The 21,515-nt window shown below is 62.1% G+C and carries 19 protein-coding genes; 9 read left to right on the top strand and 10 right to left on the bottom strand.

Features of this window, described 5'->3' with window-relative positions:
* Nucleotides 1-62: 62 nt before the first annotated feature.
* Together AC0NIE_RS20505 and AC0NIE_RS20500 are read left to right on the top strand one after the other, a co-directional pair.
* Nucleotides 63-2,387, top strand: coding sequence for an NADP-dependent malic enzyme (locus AC0NIE_RS20505; protein ID WP_473487293.1), 2,325 nt, complete (start codon nucleotides 63-65; stop codon nucleotides 2,385-2,387).
* Between the two features lie 80 nt (nucleotides 2,388-2,467).
* The gene (locus AC0NIE_RS20500) at nucleotides 2,468-3,652 is read left to right on the top strand and encodes a DUF2865 domain-containing protein (protein ID WP_473487292.1); all 1,185 of its coding nucleotides are present in this window, start codon (nucleotides 2,468-2,470) and stop codon (nucleotides 3,650-3,652) included.
* On the opposite strand, the gene gltX is transcribed toward AC0NIE_RS20500, so the two are convergent.
* The 4 genes from gltX to AC0NIE_RS20480 form a co-directional block, all read right to left on the bottom strand.
* The gene (gene gltX / locus AC0NIE_RS20495; RefSeq protein WP_473487291.1) at nucleotides 3,570-4,943 is read right to left on the bottom strand and encodes a glutamate--tRNA ligase; all 1,374 of its coding nucleotides are present in this window, start codon (nucleotides 4,941-4,943) and stop codon (nucleotides 3,570-3,572) included. The genes AC0NIE_RS20500 and gltX overlap by 83 nt on opposite strands.
* Before the next feature lie 340 nt (nucleotides 4,944-5,283).
* Nucleotides 5,284-7,089: an ABC transporter ATP-binding protein gene (locus tag AC0NIE_RS20490; protein ID WP_473487290.1), complete on the bottom strand. Its 1,806-nt coding sequence runs from the start codon at nucleotides 7,087-7,089 to the stop codon at nucleotides 5,284-5,286.
* A gap of 568 nt (nucleotides 7,090-7,657) precedes the next feature.
* Nucleotides 7,658-9,403, bottom strand: coding sequence for an NAD+ synthase (locus AC0NIE_RS20485; protein ID WP_473487289.1), 1,746 nt, complete (start codon nucleotides 9,401-9,403; stop codon nucleotides 7,658-7,660).
* A 109-nt stretch (nucleotides 9,404-9,512) separates the two neighbouring features.
* The gene (locus AC0NIE_RS20480; RefSeq protein WP_473487288.1) at nucleotides 9,513-10,226 is read right to left on the bottom strand and encodes a DNA-3-methyladenine glycosylase I; all 714 of its coding nucleotides are present in this window, start codon (nucleotides 10,224-10,226) and stop codon (nucleotides 9,513-9,515) included.
* An 84-nt stretch (nucleotides 10,227-10,310) separates the two neighbouring features.
* Between AC0NIE_RS20480 and AC0NIE_RS20475 the strand changes: the two genes are divergently transcribed.
* Both AC0NIE_RS20475 and AC0NIE_RS20470 read left to right on the top strand, forming a co-directional pair.
* Nucleotides 10,311-10,874 carry a DUF1003 domain-containing protein gene (locus AC0NIE_RS20475; RefSeq protein WP_473487287.1) on the top strand — a complete coding sequence of 188 codons (564 nt, stop codon included), beginning with the start codon at nucleotides 10,311-10,313 and terminating at the stop codon, nucleotides 10,872-10,874.
* On the top strand, nucleotides 10,871-11,458 hold the full coding sequence (locus tag AC0NIE_RS20470; RefSeq protein WP_473487286.1) for a DedA family protein: 588 nt from the start codon (nucleotides 10,871-10,873) through the stop codon (nucleotides 11,456-11,458). Before AC0NIE_RS20475 ends, AC0NIE_RS20470 begins: the two co-directional genes overlap by 4 nt.
* A 3-nt stretch (nucleotides 11,459-11,461) precedes the next feature.
* Here the strand turns inward: AC0NIE_RS20470 and AC0NIE_RS20465 are convergent, their stop codons facing one another.
* The 3 genes from AC0NIE_RS20465 to AC0NIE_RS20455 all read right to left on the bottom strand — a co-directional run bounded on the left by AC0NIE_RS20465 (nucleotide 11,462) and on the right by AC0NIE_RS20455 (nucleotide 12,963).
* Nucleotides 11,462-12,049, bottom strand: a complete 588-nt coding sequence (locus tag AC0NIE_RS20465) for a hemerythrin domain-containing protein (protein ID WP_473487285.1) — start codon at nucleotides 12,047-12,049, stop codon at nucleotides 11,462-11,464.
* 40 nt (nucleotides 12,050-12,089) lie between these two features.
* Complete coding sequence (locus tag AC0NIE_RS20460; RefSeq protein ID WP_027155134.1) at nucleotides 12,090-12,449, bottom strand: diacylglycerol kinase; 360 nt, start codon at nucleotides 12,447-12,449, stop codon at nucleotides 12,090-12,092.
* A gap of 94 nt (nucleotides 12,450-12,543) precedes the next feature.
* A complete protein-coding gene (locus AC0NIE_RS20455; RefSeq protein WP_473487284.1) occupies nucleotides 12,544-12,963 on the bottom strand; it encodes a GFA family protein in 420 nt (139 codons plus the stop codon).
* Nucleotides 12,964-13,221: 258 nt separating this feature from the next.
* On the opposite strand from AC0NIE_RS20455, the gene AC0NIE_RS20450 reads away from it, so the two are divergent.
* The 3 genes from AC0NIE_RS20450 to AC0NIE_RS20440 all read left to right on the top strand — a co-directional run bounded on the left by AC0NIE_RS20450 (nucleotide 13,222) and on the right by AC0NIE_RS20440 (nucleotide 14,890).
* On the top strand, nucleotides 13,222-13,596 hold the full coding sequence (locus AC0NIE_RS20450; protein ID WP_473487283.1) for an antitoxin Xre/MbcA/ParS toxin-binding domain-containing protein: 375 nt from the start codon (nucleotides 13,222-13,224) through the stop codon (nucleotides 13,594-13,596).
* Nucleotides 13,556-14,404 (top strand): RES family NAD+ phosphorylase, encoded by an 849-nt coding sequence (locus tag AC0NIE_RS20445; RefSeq protein ID WP_473487282.1) that lies wholly within the window; start codon nucleotides 13,556-13,558, stop codon nucleotides 14,402-14,404. Before AC0NIE_RS20450 ends, AC0NIE_RS20445 begins: the two co-directional genes overlap by 41 nt.
* A 75-nt stretch (nucleotides 14,405-14,479) precedes the next feature.
* On the top strand, nucleotides 14,480-14,890 hold the full coding sequence (locus AC0NIE_RS20440; RefSeq protein WP_473487281.1) for an SMI1/KNR4 family protein: 411 nt from the start codon (nucleotides 14,480-14,482) through the stop codon (nucleotides 14,888-14,890).
* A 72-nt stretch (nucleotides 14,891-14,962) separates the two neighbouring features.
* Here the strand turns inward: AC0NIE_RS20440 and AC0NIE_RS20435 are convergent, their stop codons facing one another.
* On the bottom strand, nucleotides 14,963-15,295 hold the full coding sequence (locus AC0NIE_RS20435; RefSeq protein WP_473487303.1) for a dihydrofolate reductase family protein: 333 nt from the start codon (nucleotides 15,293-15,295) through the stop codon (nucleotides 14,963-14,965).
* Nucleotides 15,296-15,668: 373 nt separating this feature from the next.
* Here AC0NIE_RS20435 and AC0NIE_RS20430 point away from each other — a divergent pair, with 373 nt between their 5' ends.
* Together AC0NIE_RS20430 and AC0NIE_RS20425 are read left to right on the top strand one after the other, a co-directional pair.
* Nucleotides 15,669-15,935, top strand: a complete 267-nt coding sequence (locus AC0NIE_RS20430) for a type II toxin-antitoxin system ParD family antitoxin (RefSeq protein WP_473487280.1) — start codon at nucleotides 15,669-15,671, stop codon at nucleotides 15,933-15,935.
* Nucleotides 15,932-16,297 (top strand): type II toxin-antitoxin system RelE/ParE family toxin, encoded by a 366-nt coding sequence (locus AC0NIE_RS20425; protein ID WP_473487279.1) that lies wholly within the window; start codon nucleotides 15,932-15,934, stop codon nucleotides 16,295-16,297. Before AC0NIE_RS20430 ends, AC0NIE_RS20425 begins: the two co-directional genes overlap by 4 nt.
* A 155-nt stretch (nucleotides 16,298-16,452) precedes the next feature.
* Here AC0NIE_RS20425 and AC0NIE_RS20420 read toward each other — a convergent pair whose 3' ends face one another.
* Complete coding sequence (locus tag AC0NIE_RS20420; RefSeq protein ID WP_192359343.1) at nucleotides 16,453-17,826, bottom strand: class II 3-deoxy-7-phosphoheptulonate synthase; 1,374 nt, start codon at nucleotides 17,824-17,826, stop codon at nucleotides 16,453-16,455.
* Between the two features lie 187 nt (nucleotides 17,827-18,013).
* Nucleotides 18,014-21,511: a transcription-repair coupling factor gene (gene mfd, locus AC0NIE_RS20415; RefSeq protein ID WP_473487278.1), complete on the bottom strand. Its 3,498-nt coding sequence runs from the start codon at nucleotides 21,509-21,511 to the stop codon at nucleotides 18,014-18,016.
* Between the last annotated feature and the right edge of the window lie 4 nt (nucleotides 21,512-21,515).

The following is a 21,515-nucleotide window of genomic DNA, read 5'->3' as shown; positions in this document are numbered from 1 at the left end:
ATCGTGAAAATCCAACGCTGCATGCTAAAAGGGCTTCAAGGCAGGATCGCAGGGAGGCCCGCATGGAAGGCGAAAACAAAAAAGCAGCCCGGTCGGACCTCGACGAAGCCGCACTTTATTTCCACAAGCATCCACGGCCTGGAAAGCTTGAAATCCAGGCAACAAAGCCGCTCGGCAACCAGCGCGACCTGGCGCTTGCCTATTCGCCCGGCGTCGCGGCGCCCTGTCTGGAAATCCGCGACAATCCGGCGGCGGCCGCCGACTACACGGCGCGCGCCAATCTGGTTGGCGTCGTCTCGAATGGTTCGGCGGTGCTCGGCTTGGGCAATATCGGTCCGCTGGCCTCCAAGCCGGTAATGGAAGGCAAGGCTGTGCTGTTCAAGAAATTCGCCGGCATCGACGTCTTCGATATCGAGATCGACGCGCCTGACATCGAGCGCATGGTCGAGACGATCTCGGCGCTGGAGCCGACCTTCGGCGGCATCAACCTCGAAGACATCAAGGCGCCCGAATGCTTCGAGGTCGAGGAACGGCTCAAGGCCCGCATGGCCATACCGGTCTTCCACGACGACCAGCACGGCACCGCGATCATTGTCGCCGCGGCCGTTCTCAACGGGCTGGAATTTGCCGGCAAGACCATCTCCGACATCAAGATCGTCACCTCCGGCGCAGGAGCTGCGGCCCTTGCCTGCCTCAACTTGCTGGTTTTGCTTGGCGCGCGCGTCGAAAACATCTGGGTCACCGACCGTTTCGGCGTCGCCTACAAGGGCCGCGTCGACGAGATGGACCGCTGGAAGGACCCCTATGTGAAGGACACCGAGGCGCGCACGCTGGCCGATGTGCTGCCGGGCGCCGACGTGTTCCTGGGTCTTTCGGCCGCCGGCGTGCTGAAACCGGAATTGCTCCAGCATATGGCGCCAAAACCGCTGATCCTGGCGCTGGCCAACCCCAACCCCGAGATCATGCCGGAAGCAGCACGGGCGGCGCGACCCGACGCGATGATCTGCACCGGCCGCTCCGATTTTCCCAATCAGGTCAACAACGTACTTTGTTTTCCTTATATTTTCCGTGGCGCACTGGACTGCGGCGCCAGCGCCATCAACGAAGAGATGAAGATGGCCGCGGTGCGGGCGATCGCAGCCCTTGCCCGCGAGGAACCGTCCGATGTCGCCGCCCGCGCCTATTCCGGCGAAACGCCGATCTTCGGGCCTGATTTCCTGATCCCCTCGCCCTTCGATCCCAGGCTGATCCTGCGCATCGCTCCGGCCGTCGCCAAGGCCGCCTGCGACACCGGTGTCGCGACACGGCCGATCACCGACATGACGGTCTATATCGACACGCTGAACCGCTTCGTCTTCCGCTCCGGCCTGGTCATGAAACCGGTGTTCACGATGGCCAAGACGTCGAGCGCCAAGCGCGTCATCTATGCCGACGGCGAGGACGAGCGCGTGCTGCGCGCCGCCCAGGTGGTGCTGGAGGAAGGCATCGCCGAGCCGATCCTGATCGGCCGCCCGCATGTCATCGAAGTCAGGCTGAAACGCTACGGACTGCGCATCAAGCCGGGCGTCGATTTCGGCCTGATCAATCCCGAGGACGACCCCCGTTATCGCCACTATGTCGACCTTTTGATCGAACTCGCCGGCCGGCGTGGCGTCACGACGGAGGCCGCGCGCACCATGGTGCGTACCGACAACACCGTGATCGCAGCACTTGCCCTCAAGCGTGGCGACGCCGACGCCATGGTCTGCGGACTGGAAGGACGTTTCGAGCGGCATTTGCGCAATGTCACCCTGATCATCGGCCCGCGCGCCGGTATCAAGGATCATGACCTGTCGACGCTTTCCATGCTGATCTCGCAGCGCGGCATCATTTTCCTCACCGACACCCATGTTACCGTCGATCCGACGGCCGAGGAGATCGCCGAAATGACGGTGCTGGCTGCCGAAGAAATCCAGCGCTTCGGCATCGAGCCCAAGGCCGCCCTGCTGTCGCATTCGGATTTCGGCTCACGCGATTCGCCAAGCGCGCTCAAGATGCGGCAGGCAGCGGCGATCCTGGCGCGCATTGCGCCAGACCTGCAATGCGACGGCGAGATGCATGCCGACTCGGCTCTGTCGGAGCAACTGCGCCAGCGCGTCTATCCGCATTCGCGGCTGAAGGGCGAAGCCAATCTGCTGGTGTTCCCCAATCTCGATTCGGCGAACATCACGCTCACCGCGCTGCGCGCGATGATGGACGCGCTGCATGTCGGGCCGATCCTGCTCGGCACCGACAGGCCGGCGCATATATTGACGCCGTCGGTGACGTCACGCGGTGTCGTCAACATGACGGCGCTCGCCGTGGTCGAAGCGGCCCATAAGGCGCAGGCGGTCGTAAATCTGGGCTAAAACGGCCTTTCGCGGTAAGCTAACAAATAACCGCAAAGCGGTAGCTTTCGCGACGGGCGGTTAAACGGAGTTCACGGCGAATGACGGGCGGAGGGTGGAAGCTGACGCGTGCCGCGGCGCTGCTCGGTGCACTGGCGTTATCAGGCCTTGCCGTCACTCAGCCGCAGGCCGCCTCCGGTGTTTGCCGCCAGCTGGAAGCCGATCTCGCGGCCGCTTCGCGCGGTGGCGGCAAGCCGGCCCTGCTCAGGAAATACGACGACGCGATCGTGCGACAGCGCGAGCAGATTTCAAAGGCAAGCCGCCAGTCCGACAGCGCCGGCTGCGACTTTTTGCTGCTCGGCCGCAATCGCAACGCTTGCGGCGCACTCGAGGCCACGCTCGACCGCATGATCGCCAATCTCGATGCCCTGCAGATCAAGCGCGCGCAGCTCGCCGACGGCGGCTCGCGCCGCGATCGCGCGCGCATATTGGCTTCGCTCGACGCCAATGGCTGTCGCGACAGCATCGTGCCTTCGGAACGTGCGCCTGTCCTGGAGGCGAACCGTGAGAATGGCAATGGAAATCTGCTCGATCGGCTTTTGGGCGACGCCAGAAATCAGCCCGATGCGCTGGACGAACCGAGCGATCCCGACGAAGAACGCGGTGTCCGCGCCATGATCAATCAGCCCGACGGCATGGACCTGCCGCGCCTCGGCGACGAATTCCGCACAATGTGTGTGCGCACCTGCGACGGCTATTTCTTCCCGATGTCGAATGCCGCCTCGCTGGGCGATTTCGAGCGCGATCAGAAGAACTGCGATTCGAGTTGCCCCGGCACCGAGATGCAGGTGTTTTATGCGCGCGGCATAGGCGACAACTCGGCTGACATGACGTCTTCGGTAACCGGCAGGCCCTATAGCGAACTGCCGACTGCCTATCTCTACAAGCAGCCCGAAACCTCTCCCTCGCCGGCCTGCGGCTGCAACGCAGCACGAAATTTCGAGATCATTGCCGGCAACCCGCCAAGCCCGGAACAGACTGACCCCGATGTAGAGACCACACCATTGCCTGTCGCCAAACCCGATCCAGGCGCCGACCCCGAGACATTGGCCAATGTCGAAGGCGGGCTCGACCGCGACGTCATCAAGCGCCTCGCCGTCAAACCCTCGCCGACGACTTTGCCGCCGCCGGGACAGCGCAAGGTCAGGGTCGTCGGGCCAACGTTCCTTCCCGACCCAGCAGCGGCAACAGATCTGCAAGCTCCGGTCCCGAAGGCTGCCCCGTAAGCGCCAACCTGAGCGGCATGAACAGCGCCTTGCCCTTGCGGCCGGTCGCTTCCCTGATCCTGCCCGTCCACTCCTTCCACACCGACCCGTTCCAGGGGTCTTCCGGCAAAAGGTCGAACGCCTGGCGAAGGAAATCGCGGTCGACGTCGGAAAAGTCCGGCTGCTCCTGCGGGCCGTCGCGAAGTGTGCGCCACCAGATTGCGGCATCGGCCAGCCTGTCGAGATTGCCGCGCACCGCCAGCCAGAACGGCTCGGCCTGTTCGCCGGAAATGCCGAGCACGATCAGCCGGTCGCGCGCCTCTGAAAACGGCATATGATGCAGCAGCGTGCGGTTGAGCACGAAGAGCTCGTCCGGGTCGAATTTCGCGGCGGATTTCGAGGTCGCGGCCGGATCGAAGCGCCGGGCAAGCTCGGTCATATCGGGCACCGCCACGACGTTTTCCGAGGTGCCGACAAGCACGGCCAGCGAGGCGACGGCCATCGGTTCGATGCCGGTCTCGCGCAAGCTCTCGATGGAGAGCGCGCCGCTCCGCTTCGACAGGCCCTCGCCCGATGCGGTGGTCAACAGATTGTGGTGGCCGAACACCGGCGGCTCGGCACCCAATGCCTGGAACAGGGCGATCTGCACACCGGTGTTGGTGACGTGGTCGTCGCCACGGATAACGTGGCTGACGCCCATCTCGATGTCGTCGACCACCGAAGGCAGAGTATAGAGATAGGTCCCGTCCTCGCGCATTAGAACCGGGTCGGAAAGCGAGGCGAGGTCGACGGTTTCCTCGCCGCGCACCAGATCGTTCCAGTGGATTTCCGTGCGCTCCGGCTGCAAGGGGTCGCTGGTGAAATTGGGCAGCAGAAAGCGCCAGTGCGGCCGGCGGCCATCGGACTGGTATTCGGCGATCTGCTCAGGCGTCAGCGTCAACGCTTCGCGGCCGTAGACCGGCGGCAGGCCGCGCGTGCGGCGCACCTTGCGCCTGAGATCGAGCTCTTCGGGTGTCTCGTAACAAGCATAGAGAAGGCGCGCTGCCTTCAATTTCTCCATCGCCGCATCGTAGATCTCGAAGCGCCGTGACTGGTATTCCGTGGCGTCGGGAAAGATGCCCAGCCAATGCAGGTCGTAGAGGATGGCGTCGGAGAATTCCTGCGTCGAGCGCGCGACGTCGGTGTCATCGAAGCGCTGGATGAAGCGGCCCTTGTTGTTCATGGCGAACAGCCAATTGAACAGCGCAGTGCGCGCATTGCCGATATGAATGCGGCCGGTTGGTGACGGGGCGAAACGGACGGTAACTGTCATGAACGGGGCGTACCGGATGGTTTTGCTGTTGACAAGACACGCCCCCGCGCCTGGCCGCAGACATAGAACATGACGAAGGCGATGAAAAGGCGGCAGCGCCGCGCGTCCTACCGCATCGGCCCGAAAATCGGAACCGATTTTCGGAAAGCACGATGCGCAGCTTCAAAGTGTTAGAGCGTACGTTGTGCGTCCAAGTGGACACACGTCGCTCTAGCGCATCGGCCCGAAAATCGGAACCGATTTTCGGAAAGCACGATGCGCAGATTCAAAATGTTAGAGCGTACTTTGTGCGTCCAAGTGGACGCACGTCGCTCTAATGGACGCGCGGCGCTGTAGGCCGTCAGATCGCCAGCCCCTTGGTCAATTCGAGCGCCTGGCGCTCGAACAGCCGGCGGTAGATGCCGCCCTGCAGCCGGATTAGTTGGTCATGCGAACCCTCCTCGACGATGCGGCCGCGATCGAACACTAGAAGCCTGTCCAGCGCCCGTACCGTCGAAAGCCGGTGCGCGATGACCAGCGTCGTGCGGCCGACCATCAACCGCTCCATCGCCTGCTGGATCAACACCTCCGATTCTGAATCGAGGCTCGACGTCGCCTCGTCCAGAATGAGGATCCGCGCATCGGCGAGGAAGGCCCGCGCGATCGCCACGCGCTGGCGCTCGCCGCCCGACAGTTTCACGCCGCGCTCGCCGACCAGCGTGCCATAGCCTTTCGGCAGATCGACGATGAAGTCGTGCGCGCTTGCCAGCCGTGCGGCGTGCTCGATTTCGGCTTGCGTGGCGCTCGGCCGGGCATAGGCGATGTTTTCGGCCAGCGACCGGTGGAACAGGATCGGCTCCTGCTGGACGATGGCGATCTGCCCGCGCAGCGACGCCTGCGCCACCCCGGAAATATCCTGACCGTCGATCAGGATCGTTCCCGCGTTCACGTCGTAAAGGCGCTGGATCAGCTTGACGAAGGTCGTCTTGCCCGAGCCCGAATGGCCGACCAGCCCGACGCGCTCGCCCGGCGCGATGTCCACCGAAAAGTCGCGATAGAGCGGCAGTCGGTGGCTGCCATAATGGAAGGTGACTTTTTCGAAGCTGACGCGGCCGTCGGTGATGCGGATCGGCCTGGCGCCGGGCACATCCTCGATGCCGAGGCGCTCGAACTGGAAGTCGACCAGTTCCTCCATGTCGTTGATCGAGCGCTGCAAATTGCGGATATGCGTGCCGATATCGCGCAAATAGCCTTGCAGCACGAAGAACGAGGTCAGCACGAAGGTGACATCGCCGGCGCTCGCCTGCCCCCACGACCACAAAAGCAGGGAGAATCCTATCACCGCTGTTCTCAGAAGCAGCAGCATCGACCCTTGCGTGGTGCCGTTGACGGTGCCACGCACCCAAGTGCGGCGCGTGCGGGCGCGCCATCTGGCGACGACCTTGGCGAGGCGCGTTTCCTCGCGTTCCTCGGCGCCAAAACCCTTGACCACGGCGTTGCAGCTCACCGCATCGGCCAGCGAGCCGCCCAGGCGCGTGTCCCATGCGTTGGCAAGCCTTGCGGCAGGCGCGACATAGCCAAGCGACAGCAGCGCCGTCACCGCGATGAACAGCACCGAACCTGCGGCGACGACAGCACCCATCAGCGGCCAGAACCAGCCGAGCAGCAGCGTCGAACCGACGAGCATGACGACGGACGGCAGCAGCGCGATCAGGATCGTGTCGTTGAGCAGGTCGAGCGCCCACATGCCGCGGGTTATCTTGCGCACGGTCGATCCGGCGAAGCTGTTGGCGTGCCAGTCGGTGGAGAAGCGTTGGACGCGATGGAACGCGTCGGCGGCGATATCCGCCATCATCTTCAGGGTCAGTTCGACGATAGCCATGAAGGCGAGGTTGCGCAGCACGACGCCGGTGAGCGCCAGCGTCACCAGCATCGAAAACGCTGCCGTCGCCGCATTCCACGCGACATCGTCGGCTGCAGCACTGCTGGCGACGGCGTCGACCAGCCGGCCGGAATAGAGCGGCGTCAGCACGTCGGCCAAGGTCGACAGCAGGAACGTGCCCATGATGAGCGAAAGCCGCCACGGCTGGCGCCGCCAATGGCTGAGCGTGAAGCCAAGGACGCTGCGAAAGGCGCCGGCGCGCAAATCTATCTGAAAACGAGCCATGATGTCATTCGGGCGCAAGCGAGCCCGGCCCCGGTAAGGTCGAAAATTGAAAAAACCGCGTTGGGCGAATTAGCGCCCGGGAATGCGGAGGTTCGGCATATTTGGCGGCTCGCCCGAATACGGGCGGCGACCGGCATCGACGAAGGCCTGTTGTCAGGTGGGCTTGCCCATGAAGGTGAAAACCTTCCGGCGCGCCCTCTGAGACCTAGGCTTCGCGGCCTCGCATAACGATGTCAAATCCTGCCATTCGGTCCTCCCATTAGAGCGACGTGCGTCGATTTGGACGCACAAAGTACGCTCTAACAAATTGAACCTGCGCATCGTGCTTTCCGAAAATCGGTTCCGATTTTCGGGCCGATGCATAGGGATCGCGGAAAGGCGTTTATAGAGATGCGTCAACGTGTCGCCAAGCCAGCAAGTTGCCGAAAAGCGCATCTGGTCCAACTGTGAGGCGATTTTGCAACAATCGCGGGTTGTACGATTTCCTCGGTCAGGCGGCCGGAATGCGGTCAAGCTGACTGTGCCACTCGTGCGGACGCAACCACTTCACAGGAGCCAAAAACGGCGCCTATCCGCCATCCCTGAACCGGTTGGTGATGGGATAACGGCGGTCGCGGCCGAAATTCTTTTTGGTGATCTTCACGCCGGGCGCTGCCTGCCGGCGCTTGTATTCGGCGATGTAGAGCAGGTGTTCGACGCGCGTCACCGTCGCCCGGTCGTGGCCGCGGGCCACGATCTCGTCGACACCCATCTCGTTCTCGACCAGACACTCCAATATGTCGTCCAGCACCGGATAGGGCGGCAGCGAATCCTGATCCGTCTGGTTCTCGCGCAGTTCCGCCGACGGCGCCTTGTCGATGATGTTGTTCGGGATCACTTCGCCGGATGGACCCAGTGCGCCCGCCGGCACGTGCGTATTGCGCCAGCGCGCCAGCGCATAGACCTGCATCTTGTAGAGGTCCTTGATCGGGTTGAAACCGCCATTCATGTCGCCGTAGAGCGTGGCGTAGCCAACCGACATTTCGCTCTTGTTGCCGGTGGTGACCACCATCGAGCCGAATTTGTTGGAGATCGCCATCAAAATGGTGCCGCGCGCGCGGCTCTGCAGGTTTTCTTCGGTGATGCCTTCCTTGGTGCCCTCGAAAAGCTGCGTCAGCGTATGCAGGAATCCCTCGACCGGTTCGAAGATCGGCACGATGTCATAGCGGCAGCCGAGCGCACGGGCGCAATCCTCGGCGTCTTTGAGCGAGTCCTTCGAGGTGTAACGGTAAGGCATCATCACGGCGCGCAGCCGTTGCTCGCCGAGCGCATCGACGGCAAGTGCTGCGCAGATCGCCGAATCGATGCCGCCGGAAAGGCCAAGCACGACATTCCTAAAGCCGTTCTTGTTGACGTAGTCGCGCAGGCCCAGCATGCAGGCGCGATAATCGGCCTCCTCCTTTTCCGGTATTTTCGACATCGGCCCTTCGGAGCAGACCCAGCCCTCGGAATTATTTCCACTTTGCGCGCCTGCGGCGGCATTGTTTCTATTTTGCGCGCCTGCGGCGGCGCGGTTGCGCTTCCAGGTGCTGACGTTGACCGTCTCCTCGAACTGGCTCATCTGGAAGGCCAGCGTCTTGTCGGAACCTATGGCAAACGACGCACCGTCGAAGATCAGCTCATCCTGGCCGCCAAGCTGATTAGCGTAGATGATCGGCAATCCGCATTCGATGACCTGGCGAATGACGATCTGGTGGCGAACGTCGACCTTGCCGCGATAGTAGGGCGAGCCGTTCGGCACCAGCAGGATTTCAGCGCCGCTTTCGGCCAGCGTCTCGCAGATGCCGACATCGCCCCAAATGTCTTCGCAGATCGGAATTCCCAGGCGCACGCCGCGGAAATTGACCGGTCCCTGCATTTCAGGACCAGCCTGGAAGACGCGCTTCTCGTCGAATTCGCCGTAGTTCGGCAGATCGAGCTTGTAGCGCTCGGCAAGGATCTTGCCGCCATCGGCAAAGATGATCGAATTGTGCGTGCCGCTCTTGCGCTTCAGCGGCGTGCCGATAATGACACCCGGCCCGCCATCGGCGGTATCGCCAGCGAAATCCTGCGCCGCCCGATCGCAGGCCTTCAGGAACGCTGGCTTCAGCACAAGATCCTCGGGCGGATAGCCGGCGAGGAAAAGCTCGGTGAACAGCACGAGGTCGGCGCCCTGGCGGGCGGCATCCGCCCTCGCCTCGCGGGCCTTGGCGAGATTGCCGGCGACGTCGCCAACCGTCGGATTGAGCTGGGCGACGGCGATGCGCAATATGTCGGAAGCGGTGTTGTCGGTCATGCCTGCTGACTTAGCGCGGCAAAATTCGCCGGGCAATGGCGTTCATTTGCACCACTGACCGATCGACGAATGTCGATCGTGTCGAACCGATTGACATGTCGATCGTGTCCTATTCGCCCATATATTCGCGCAACGCTTCCGGCGAATGGTTCTCGCCGATCGACATCGCCAGAATGCGCGAAATATGCCGGCGCGGCAGGCCGGTTTCCGCCGCCCAGGCATTGATCTGGTTCTGGATCTTGTCGAGATCCCGCTTCGAGGTCGGGCTTTCGGCGATGTCCAGGCCGGCGTCGCGAAGTGCGGCCGCCATGTCGGCCGAGACGATGAAGGCGTCCCACTCCAGCCACCTCAGAAAATACTGGCCGGTATTGCCGCCGAGCCGGCTGCCATGCTTGGCGAGATAGGCCATCAGCCCAACCTGGTCGTCTTCAGGCCAGTCGGCGAGGAACTTGCCGAAGCCGTCATGCTCCTTCGATACCCGCTCGACGAAGGCCGCGTTGTCGCGGACGGATTTGATCTTTTGCGGATTGCGCACGATGCGCTTGTCGGCTGTCAGCTCGTGCCAAAAATCGTCTGGCTGGAACAACAGCCGTTTCGGCTCGAAGCCGAGGAACGCTTCTTCGAAACCAGGCCATTTCTGCTCGATGACCCGCCAGACGAAACCAGCAGCGAAAACACGCTCGGCCATGGTCGAGAGGATGCGGTCGTCGGTAATCTTTGCCACCGCGGCATTGTCTGGCATAGGCCCCAGCAGCGACGCCAGCGCCGCTTCCCCGCCCTTGCGTTTGGCCGCGCGGGCGCGGATTTTCTGAAAATCCAACATTGTTTCCTCACCTTATCGCGTCAATCTACCACTTCCCGCGCGAACCGGCAGCCTTTAGGTCTATCGCTGACGACGGAGGCGACAATGAACAAGACGATCGAAGATCTGGCAAACCGCTGGCTAAAGCGAAAGCCGGATGGTCTCAGCGCGCTCGAAAACCGGGTGCTGCAATCAACGCTCGAACGCACCACGATCTCGAAGGACACCAACAAGGCCGTCGCTTTTCATCAGACGTTTGGCGACCGCCTCGCCGACACCATCGCCCGGATCGGCGGTTCCTGGTCCTTCATCCTGGCCTTCATCGCCTTCCTGATCCTGTGGACGTCAGGCAATGTCTGGCTCCTGTCGCGCGATGCCTTCGATCCCTATCCCTTCATTTTCCTCAACCTCATCCTCTCCATGATCGCTGCGCTGCAGGCGCCGGTGATCATGATGGCGCAGAACCGCCAGGCGGAGCGTGACCGCATCGACGCCGCCCACGACTACGAGGTCAATCTGAAGGCCGAGATCGAGATCATGGCGCTGCATGAGAAGCTGGACGAATTGCGCCACAGCCAGATCGTTGGCATGCGCGACGAGATCGCGCAGTTGGCCGAACAGGTGAAGCGGATCGACGAGATTCTGTCGAAGCAGCGGACGCGTTCATGACGGATGCCATCCACCATCTCATCGAACAATATGGACTGATTGCCGTCTTTCTGGGCTGTGTCGCCGAGGGCGAAAGTGCGGCCCTCCTCGGCGGGTTTTTCGCGCATCAGCATGTCTTCGTCCTGTGGCAGGCCTTTCTCGCATCGGCCATTGGCGCCTTTGTCGGCGATACCTTTTTCTTTATCCTCGGACGAAGCTTCGCCGACCATCCATTCGTGGTCAAACTGAAGGGCCGGCCGGGTTTCAGCCACGCCTATCGTCTTGTCTCCACCCATCCCGACATTTTCGTGCTGTCAAACCGCTTCATTTATGGCCTGCGCCTTGTCGGCGGCATCGCGGCCGGACTGTCCGGCATTGCCGTGACGCGCTTTGTCATTCTCAACGTCATTTCATCCATGGTCTGGGCCGGATTGTTCACCACCATCGGCTATGTGTTCGGACTGGGCGCGGAGCGCATCGTCGGCCAGGCGTTGGCCCGTCACGAGCGATTGCTGATCGCCCTGGCGATTGGGTTGGGCGTGGCCGTCCTTGCCTGGTTCATCGCTCACACCATCGCCAAAAAGGAGCGTAGCAAGGAGAGGTGAGGATCAGTCGATGCCGAGCGCCCGGTCGCCACGGTCGAGGATCAGCGGGATGATCAGGTCTTCCTCATCGGCAAGGTGCCGGGTCAGCATGGCGATCAGCCGGCTGTTCTCGTCGGCATAGGCATCGGCGGCAAAGCGCTGCTTGTCCTCGCTCTCCTGAAGCGTGCGGATGAAAGCGTTCGCCGCCTCGGCATTGCGCTCCAGCCCTTCATGGATTGTGTGATGATCGGCATCGAGAATCTCGAAGCCGCGTTTCAGCCGGGTCTCCGCCTTGGCGAAGACCGGGAAATAATGATTGTCCTCGACATTGTGGTGGCCGTCGAGATGACCGAGAAAATGATTGAGGCGCGGCGCGAACCAGCGCGCGAACTCCGGCGCCGTCAGCCTGCCCTCGCGATAGTCGCCGATGCCGTTGGTCAGCAAGCCGCCGAGCTCGCGGAACATGTCGTGCCGCTGCAGCCACATGTTGGCCATGCCATGGATATTGGAATGCGCCTGCCAGATCTCGCGCGGGTATTTCTCGGCAAGCCAGCGCAATTCGTCCGGCAAGCCTGCGCGTTCGAGCAGCAAAAAATCGATGGCTTCCGACACGACAGTCTCCTTTGGTAACCGCCATGTAGTATCAGGAGCGCTAGATCGGTAGCCCCATGATTCGCTCGATGATGGCGATGCCCCAGACGCCGGCAACGATCACCACCGAAATCAGCACCGCCAGCGAACCACAGTCCTTGGCGAGCTGGATATCGACGTTGAACTCCCGGCTGAACGCATCGCATGCGGCCTCGATGCCGGTGTTCAGCACTTCGACCATGATCAGCAGCAGCACCGCGCCGATCAGCAGGGCATAGCCGCGCCACGACACCGAAACAAACCAGCCGAGCGGCAAGGCAAGCACGAGCAGCATCAACTCCTGCTGGAAGGCTTTCTCGCTGGAAGCCAATTTGCGAAATGCCCGCACTGAATTGAAGAAAGCATCGATCAGCCGCTGCATGCCAAACCTTTCCGAACCACCGGCAGGGGATAGCGCAATGGCCGGATCAAGGGAATAAGGCGATCTCTGCAAAAATCATTCGCCGGCGACCTAGTCACTCATCCGCGACCTTGATCGACGGCGTCGACTTCTCGAACTGCGGCAGTCCATCGTCGATCGTGTAGTAGTCGCCCTTGTCGCCGACGAAGATGTGGCATTGGCCCTGAAGTCCGGTGGGCTTGTCGAACAGTCCGGCCAAAACCGAGACATATTCATTATCCTGCGGCTTCCAGAACAGCAGCGAGCCGCATGTCTTACAGAAACCGCGCCTGGCAATCGAAGATGCTTCGTACCAGGTGATGCTTTCCGCGCCCGCTATTGTGATGTCTGCGTTGGCAACATTGGTTGCAGCGTAGAAGTGACCACTTTGCTTCCGGCACTGCGAGCAGTGACAATAGATCACGCCGCGCAACAGCCCGCGCGTCCTGAACCGCACAGCCCCGCACAGGCATGATCCGGTATGAGCGTCGTCCATCTTGCCTCCCAACTCAGTCGCCACCCTGAAATCGCCGTTTATGGCATCGGCGTGCTTGCCAGGATTCCAGTTTTGCAGCGGCTATGTCCCAGCAAATGCGACACTCGGCGGGCGTGTCACGCACAGCACGGTTTGTACAAAGCGGCGGGCCGCGCGAGCAGCCTCGCGACGGCCCGCCAAATTGTTTAAAGCCAGCATGCATCTTTCCATATGAATTTTCATGGCATATATTTTCACCAGAAAGGAGAGGCGCTTACAATGCAGCCCCATCTCGCCGCCAACACGGCCGAAAATGCAGTCCTGACCAGGGCCACGCTGCGCGCCGCTGATCTGCTGGACATTACCGCCAGGATGCTGGCCTCCATCATCGGGGTCTCGGAAGCCACGGTTTCGCGCATGCGCAGGCAGGAATTCCTGCTGGAGCGTGGAACCAAGCCATTCGAGCTTGCCGTGCTGTTCGTCCGGCTGTTCCGCTCGCTCGACGCCATTGTCGGCGGCGACGAGACCGTCGCCCGGGCATGGCTGAAGAATGCCAATACGGCCTTCGACGGCACCCCGCTCGAAAAAATCGTGACGATATCAGGGCTTGTCGATGTCATCGCCTATCTGGACTCCCGACGCGCTCTCGTCTGAAGCCGCCAAACTCGATGGCAAGTCCAAGCTCGAGGGCAAGTACTGGCTCGACGGCAAATACTGGCGCATGGTCGAGGCGCAGCACCGCGTCTCGACATTGAAGATCGTCGATACGCTCGACGAACAGGCCCTCCTCGAAGACCTGATCGAGGAAACCAAGCCGCAAATCCCCTTGGAATGCCGGCATCTGCATTATCTCTTGGCAACGCCCTTCCGCCACGGCTCGGTCTACCCGCACGGTTCGCGCTTCCGCCGCGCCGGCAGGACCAAGGGCGTCTACTATGCGGCGGAGACCATGATGACCGCCGTCTCCGAGATGGCTTTTTACCGCCTGCTGTTCTTCGCGGAATCGCCTGATACGCCGTGGCCGCACGACGCCGCTGAATACACAGCCTTCGCCGCCGCGATACGCAGCACAAAGGTGATCGACCTGACGCGGCCGCCGCTCGACCGCGACGCGGCGGCGTGGACGCACCCGACCGACTATGCGGCCTGCCAAAATATTGCCGATGTCGCGCGCGAAGCCGGGATGGAGGCGATCCGCTATCGCTCCGTGCGCGACCCGAAAGGCGCCAATGTGGTGCTGCTGGCATGTAGCGCCTTTGCCAAGCCGAAACCGCTGGAACCCCACACCTGGCGCATCCGGCTGGGCGCCTCCGGCGTACAGGCGATCTGTGAGTTCCCGCAAAAGCGGATCGAGTTTTCCAGGACGGCGTTTGCCGCCGATCCCCGGCGAAACGGACTGCACTGGGAACGCGGGCGCCGAGCAGATACTAGTGATGAAAATCAGACGCTTGGTGCACGCTAAACTACCGCTTGGGGTAGAAAGCGGTCGACTGTTCAAGCTACTCTGCTTCAGATGAACATGTGTTGGGTCTGATTCATGCTTGACGGTCGCGAATGGTTTGGCGTGCCGGGGGCCTCCGCTGAAGCGCTCGCTGAACTGAAGCAAGTCTCGCCAGTTGAACTGCCGGATGCGTACTACCGTCTCTTGACGTTCACTGACGGCGGAGAAGGGCCGCTGCCTGTTAATCCTTATAACCTGTGCCTCGATACCGCCGCTGAGGTCATGGAAGGGATTCGTACGCGAAATTATGGCAGAGACGATCTGGTAGGATTTGTTATCTTTGGAGGTAACGGAGGCGGAGAATTCTTAGCCTTTGACATACGGAAGAATGCGCCGTGGCGGGTGGTCTTGATCGACATGGTTGCTGGACCCGAAACTGCTGAGCAAGTTGTTCCTGATTTCGATGCATTCATCGAACTGATCGGCCGTGAAGCGGACGATGCTTGACGTTCCTGCACAGGGTCGAAACCGGCCGATTGTCGGATTGTCACCACTCGCAAAACCACGTCGAGCCACGCCTCAACCGGCGGGTGCGTAGCCATGGGTAAGGCTTTCCTTACCAAGCGGCCTCAAGGTCAGCGACACGCCGGACTGGAAGTACGGCTTGCCGCCGCCCAGCACGACCGGGTGCATGTAGAGCCTGTACTCGTCGATGAGACCGGATCGTGCGAGATGCGCGGCAAGATCGGCGCCAGCGACGGTGATCTGGCTATCCGCTTCCGACCTGAGAGATTTCACCACGTTCTCGACATCGCCGTTCGCCAGACGGGCATTAGGTCCGACTTCCCGAAGCGTCGTCGAAAACACGATCTTCGGGGTTTCGCGCCAGGCGCGGGCAAAATCCCGCTCGATTTCGGCACCGGTCTGTCAGTCCGGACTGTCCCAGAAGCGCATCACCTCGTACATCCGGCGTCCACAGAGCGCGATCGAAGTCTACCTCATCATGTCGCTAAAATGCCGGTGCAGCTCCCCTTCGGGTACCGGCAGGGCAATGTCTCCGTAGCCGTCCAAGGACATCAGCATGGCATAGACGACCTGGCCTTCGGCGCCTCCGTTCTGTCCCCGCATCAAAGTGCAAACTGATTGCATTTCGCAATCAGTCTATCGCAAGATGCATGGAATGCAAGCTTGAGGCATTGTCGTCCCCAAATCAGATTTCATGCCATTGACAAAGATTGCCAAACACTCATTTATCCGGGCGAAGCCCAGAGGCAGAGGAAACGACATGGCAACGATGAACGTAAGCCTTCCAAGCGACATGGTCGAATTCGTGGAGCATGAAGTCTCCCAAGGCGGGTACGGTTCCTCGAGTGAAGTCGTCAGGGAAGCGCTGCGCTTGCTGCGACACGAAAAGGCCCAGCAGGCGGAGAAACTCGCCATCCTCCGGCGCGAAATCAGCATAGGGGTGGAAGCCGCCGACGCAGGACGCTTCTCGAAGAAAAGCGTCAGTGACATTCTCGACGAGGTGATGCTCGAATCGCCCAAGAGATGAGACACGGGCTTACCGAACCCGCCGAACGCGATATCCGGGACATCTTGCGAAATACGATGCAGATGTTCGGTCCGCAGCAGGTCCGGGCCTATGCCCGCATAATCGAACTTGGTATCCAGCTAGTCTCGGAAGCCCCGGATCGACCAGATTCCATCGAGCGCGGCGAACTCGCCGCGGGTGTTCGACTGCTGCACCTGGAGATCGCTGCGAGAAGGCGCGGAGGTGCTGCGCATTGCCTTTATTATATGAGGGGTCGCCTCTCGGACGATACGATCGGCGTCATTGTCGTTCGAGTTCTTCATGAGCGCATGGAGCCACGGCATAGAGTGATCAGAGCACTCAAGAAGAGCCAAGGTAGATAGCCCGGAGATACCCGGCGGTGATGAGTCGTCCAGTGGTCCGGGTTCCTCATTCGAAAGCAGTTGACGTTTCCATCGCCTAAAGTGGTCAGGCCAGGCGCACCAGTTGCCAACAAGCGAGGGTGTCTCCGACGCTTCTTGATCGATGGTGACTGAAATCAGCCGTTAACGGCCTGCTTGTGCTGAACCGGGTGGCTCTTCTTGAGCAGGTCCGACACCAGGAACGCCAGTTCGATCGCCTGGTCGGCGTTGAGGCGCGGGTCGCAATGGGTGTGGTAGCGATCCTGCAGCTCCTCGGCGGTGATGGCGCGAGCGCCACCGGTGCATTCGGTCACGTTCTTGCCGGTCATCTCGATATGGATGCCGCCCGGATGCGTGCCTTCGGCGCGATGCACCTCGAAGAAGGTCTGCACTTCCTTCAGGATGCGATCGAACGGCCGCGTCTTATAGCCGGCAGCCTCGATCGTGTTGCCGTGCATGGGATCCGACGACCACACCACGCTGCGGCCTTCCTTCTTCACTGCGCGGACCAGCTTCGGCAGATGCTCGGCGACCTTGTCGGAGCCGAAGCGCGCGATCAGCGTCAGCCGGCCGGGCTCGTTTTCCGGATTGAGCAGGTCGATGAGCTGCAGCAGGCCGTCCGGCGTCAGCGACGGGCCGCATTTCAGGCCCAGCGGGTTCTTGATGCCACGGCAGTACTCGACATGGGCATGGTCGGGCTGGCGGGTACGATCGCCGATCCAGATCATATGGCCGGAGGTTGCGTACCAGTCGCCTGAGGTCGAATCGACGCGGGTCAGCGCCTCCTCGTAACCGAGCAGCAGCGCCTCGTGGCTGGTGTAGAAATCGGTCTCGCGCAGCGCGTAATTGGTCTCCGAGGTGATGCCGACAGCCTTCATGAAGTCCATCGTCTCGGTGATGCGGTTGGCGAGCGACTCGTATTTCTCGCCCTGCGGGCTGTCCGACACGAAGCCCAGCATCCATTGATGCACGTTCTCCAGGCTGGCATAGCCGCCCTGGGCGAAAGCGCGTAACAAGTTGAGCGTCGCCGCCGACTGGCGGTAGGCCATCTCCTGGCGTGCGGGATCGGGAATGCGCGACTTGGCGTCGAACTCGATGCCGTTGATGATGTCGCCGCGATAGCTGGGCAGCGTCACGCCGCCCTTGGTCTCGTTGTCGGACGAGCGCGGCTTGGCGAACTGGCCGGCGACACGACCGACCTTCACCACCGGCTGCGCGCCGGCGAAGGTCAGCACCACAGACATCTGCAGGAAGACGCGGAAGAAGTCGCGGATGTTATCCGCGCCATGCTCGGCAAAACTCTCGGCGCAATCGCCGCCCTGCAGAAGGAATGCGTCGCCGGCAGCGACGGTCGCAAGCTGCTTCTTCAGCTTGCGTGCCTCACCTGCAAAAACCAGCGGCGGAAAGGTGGTGAGCTGGGCCTCCGTGTTCTTCAGCGCGGCAAGATCCGGATAGGCAGGAACCTGCTGGATCGGCTTTGCTCTCCACGAATTCGGCGACCATTTCGTCATCGTTGCACCCAAACGTTCTTTCCAGCGGGTGCCATCGCCCGCCATTTCGCCCCCAAAATATGGGGATTGCGGCTCCATACACGAAGCCGATTTCCTATTCTAGACCGGATTTGGACGTGTGGCGAATGGCCGTGATGCGACGAAAAGCGCGGAATGTTTGCGGCGAAACGCTCAGGCCAACGCCGTGCTAGACCGTTTTCTCCGCCAGCCTTGCCAGCTGCGTCATGACAACTGCGGAACCCGCCAGCCGCTTTTCGGGTGTAGACCAGTCGCGGCTAAAAACGACGCTGTGATCCGGCCGGATCTTGGCCAACGAGCCCTGCTCGCCAATGAGCGTGACCAGTCCGACGGGGTTCGAGAACTCCCGCTTGCGGAAGTGGATGACGACGCCCTTTGGTCCGGCATCGAGCTTTTCGACATTGGCCTTGCGGCAGAGCGCCTTGATGAAGACGATCTTCAGCAGATGCTTCACTTCCTCCGGCAGCGGTCCGAAGCGGTCGATCAGCTCGGCGCCGAAGGCGTCGATCTCCTCGGTGTTTTCGAGGTCGCCGAGGCGGCGATAGAGCGCCAGCCGCAGCTGCAGGTCCGGAACATAGCTTTCCGGGATCATCACCGCCGTGCCGACGGCGATCTGCGGCGACCAGCCGCCTTCCTGCACCTCGCCGGAATCCTTGACCTCGGCGACAGCCTCTTCCAGCATCTGCTGGTAAAGCTCGAAGCCGACCTCCTTGATGTGGCCGGACTGCTCTTCGCCGAGAAGGTTGCCGGCGCCGCGGATGTCGAGATCGTGGCTGGCGAGATGGAAGCCGGCGCCCAGCGTATCGAGCGACTGCAGCACCTTCAGCCGCCGCTCGGCAGTGTCGGTCAGCTTGCGGTTGGCCGGCAGCGTGAACAGCGCATAGGCGCGCACCTTCGAGCGGCCGACGCGGCCACGCAACTGGTAGAGCTGCGACAGGCCGAACATGTCGGCGCGATGCACGATCAGCGTGTTGGCGGTCGGGATATCGAGGCCGGATTCGACAATGGTGGTCGACAAGAGCACGTCGTACTGGCCGTCGTAGAAGGCGTTCATGATGTCGTCCAGCTCGCCGGGCGGCATCTGGCCGTGAGCGACAGCCACCTTCAGCTCGGGCACGGATTCGCGAAGGAAATCATGAATTTCCGCCAGATCGCTGATGCGCGGCACGACATAGAAGGAATGACCGCCACGGTAGCGTTCCCGGAGCAGGGTTTCGCGGATGACCAGCGGGTCGAAGGGCGAGATGAAGGTGCGCACCGCCAGGCGGTCGACCGGCGGCGTGGCGATCAGCGACAGTTCGCGCACGCCGGTCAACGCCAGCTGCAGCGTGCGCGGGATCGGCGTTGCCGACAGCGTCAGCACATGCACGTCGCTCTTCAGGTCCTTCAGCCGTTCCTTGTGCTTGACGCCAAAGTGCTGTTCCTCGTCGATGATCAACAGGCCAAGGTTCTTGAATGAGATCGACGAGCCGAGCAGCGCGTGAGTGCCGATGACAATGTCGACAGTGCCTTCGGCGATGCCTTTCTTGGCCTCGGCCAGTTCCTTGGCGCCGACCAGCCGCGAAGCCTGGGCGACGCGGATCGGCAGGCCGGAGAAGCGCTGCGAAAAAGTCTTGAAATGCTGGCGTGACAACAGCGTCGTCGGCACCACCACCGCGACCTGAAAGCCTTCCATCGCCGCGATGAAGGCGGCGCGAAGCGCAACTTCCGTCTTGCCGAAGCCGACATCACCGCAGATCAGCCGGTCCATCGGCTTTCCGGCGCCCAGGTCGCCCATGACCGAATCGATCGCCGTCTGCTGGTCGTCGGTCTCCTCATAGGGAAACCGCGCGGCGAATTCGCCATAGAGACCGTCCGCCGGCACCAGCGAAGGAGCGGCGCGCATATGCCGCTCGGCGGCGATGCGGATCAACTGCCCGGCCATGTCGAGCAGCCGCCGCTTCAGCCGCGCCTTGCGCGACTGCCAGGCGCCGCCGCCAAGCTTGTCCAATGTCGCTTCTGCCGAATCCGAGCCATAGCGCGACAGAAGTTCGATGTTCTCCACCGGCAGGAACAGCCGGTCGTCACCAGCATAATGGATTTCGAGACAATCATGCGGCGCGCCGACCGCCTCGATGGTGCGCAGTCCGATGAAGCGGCCAATGCCGTGATCGGTATGGACGACGATGTCGCCGGAGGACAACGCCGAGGCCTCGGCGATGAAGTCGGAAGGACGCTTCTTGCGCTTCGAGCGACGGATCAGCCGGTCGCCCAGAATGTCCTGCTCGGCGATGATGACCAGTTTCTCGGTCTCGAAGCCGGATTCGAGCGGCAGCACGGCAAGTCCCGCCTGCCCCGGTTCGAGCCTTTCGGCCTCGGCCAATGTGGCGACCGGCCTGAGATTGCCGAGGTGATGCTCGGCCAGGATCTGGCCGAGCCGGTCTAGCGAACCTTCGGTCCAGCCGGCGATGACGACGCGGCGGAGGGCGGCCCGCTCATCGGCAATGTGTTTTACGACGACGTCGAAGACGTTGATGTTGGGGTCGGCGCGTTCCTCGACGAAGCTGCGGCCATGCCGCGAGCCGGCATGGAAGATTTTCTTGGCGCCGGCGTCGGGCGCGTCGAACGGCGTGAAGTCGATCGCTTCGCGCGGGCCAAGCGCGGCGATGAGGTTTTCGGGCGACAAATAAAGCAGGTCGGGCGGCACCGGCTTGTAGGGGACGGCGTCCTTCAATGCGCCGTCGGCCTGCTTCCTGCGCGCCTCGTAATGGTCGAGGATCAGCGCATGGCGCTCGGCCAGCGCCTCATGCGCCAGATGGTCGAACACGACAGGCGTGTCGGGCAGATAGTCGAACACCGTCTCCAGCCGCTCGTAGAAGAACGGCAGCCAATGTTCCATTCCGGCGAAACGCCGTCCCTCGCTGACCGCCGCATAGAGCCCATCGTCGCGCGAGGGTGCGCCAAAGGCTTCGATGTAGCTGCGGCGGAAGCGGCTGATGGTCTCCGGCGTCAGCGCCACTTCGCTCATCGCCTGCAGCGCCATCGACTTGCGCTGGCCGGTGGTGCGCTGCGTGGCGGCGTCGAAGACGCGGATCGATTCCAGCGTATCGCCGAAGAAATCGAGCCGCAGCGCTTCCGCCCAGCCCGGTGCGAACAGGTCCAGAATGCCGCCGCGCACGGCAAACTCGCCGACGCCGCGCACGGTCGGCACCCGTTCGAAGCCTGATTTCTCCAGCCGCGACACCAGTGCATTCATGTCGATCTGGTTGCCGGGTTTGGCGTGAAATGTCCGCGCCTCGACGAGGCTTGCCGGCGGAATGCGCTGCAGCAGCGCATTGGCTGTGGTGAGGATGACGGCGCGGTGTGGTTTCTTCGCCAGCGCGATCATCGCTGTGAGCGCGTCGAGACGCCGTGCGGCAGCATCCGAGCTGGGCGAGACGCGGTCGTAAGGCAGACAGTCCCAAGCCGGCAGTTCCAGCACCGGCAGGCCAGGCGCGGCGAATGAAAGCGCCTCGATGATCGAAGGCAGGCGCTGGCCGTCGCGCGCCACGAACAGCACCGGCTTGTCAGGCGCGATCTCGTGCGCCGCCTGCACCAGCGCAAAGGCTTCGTATCCGTCGGCGACACCGTCGACGATGAACTGGCCGGCGCGGCCTTTCGGCAGGCCGATCGAGGGAATGAGGCTCATGGAT

The organism is Mesorhizobium sp. WSM4842, from assembly GCF_055901575.1.
This window is presented reverse-complemented; position numbering and strand designations above follow the sequence as displayed.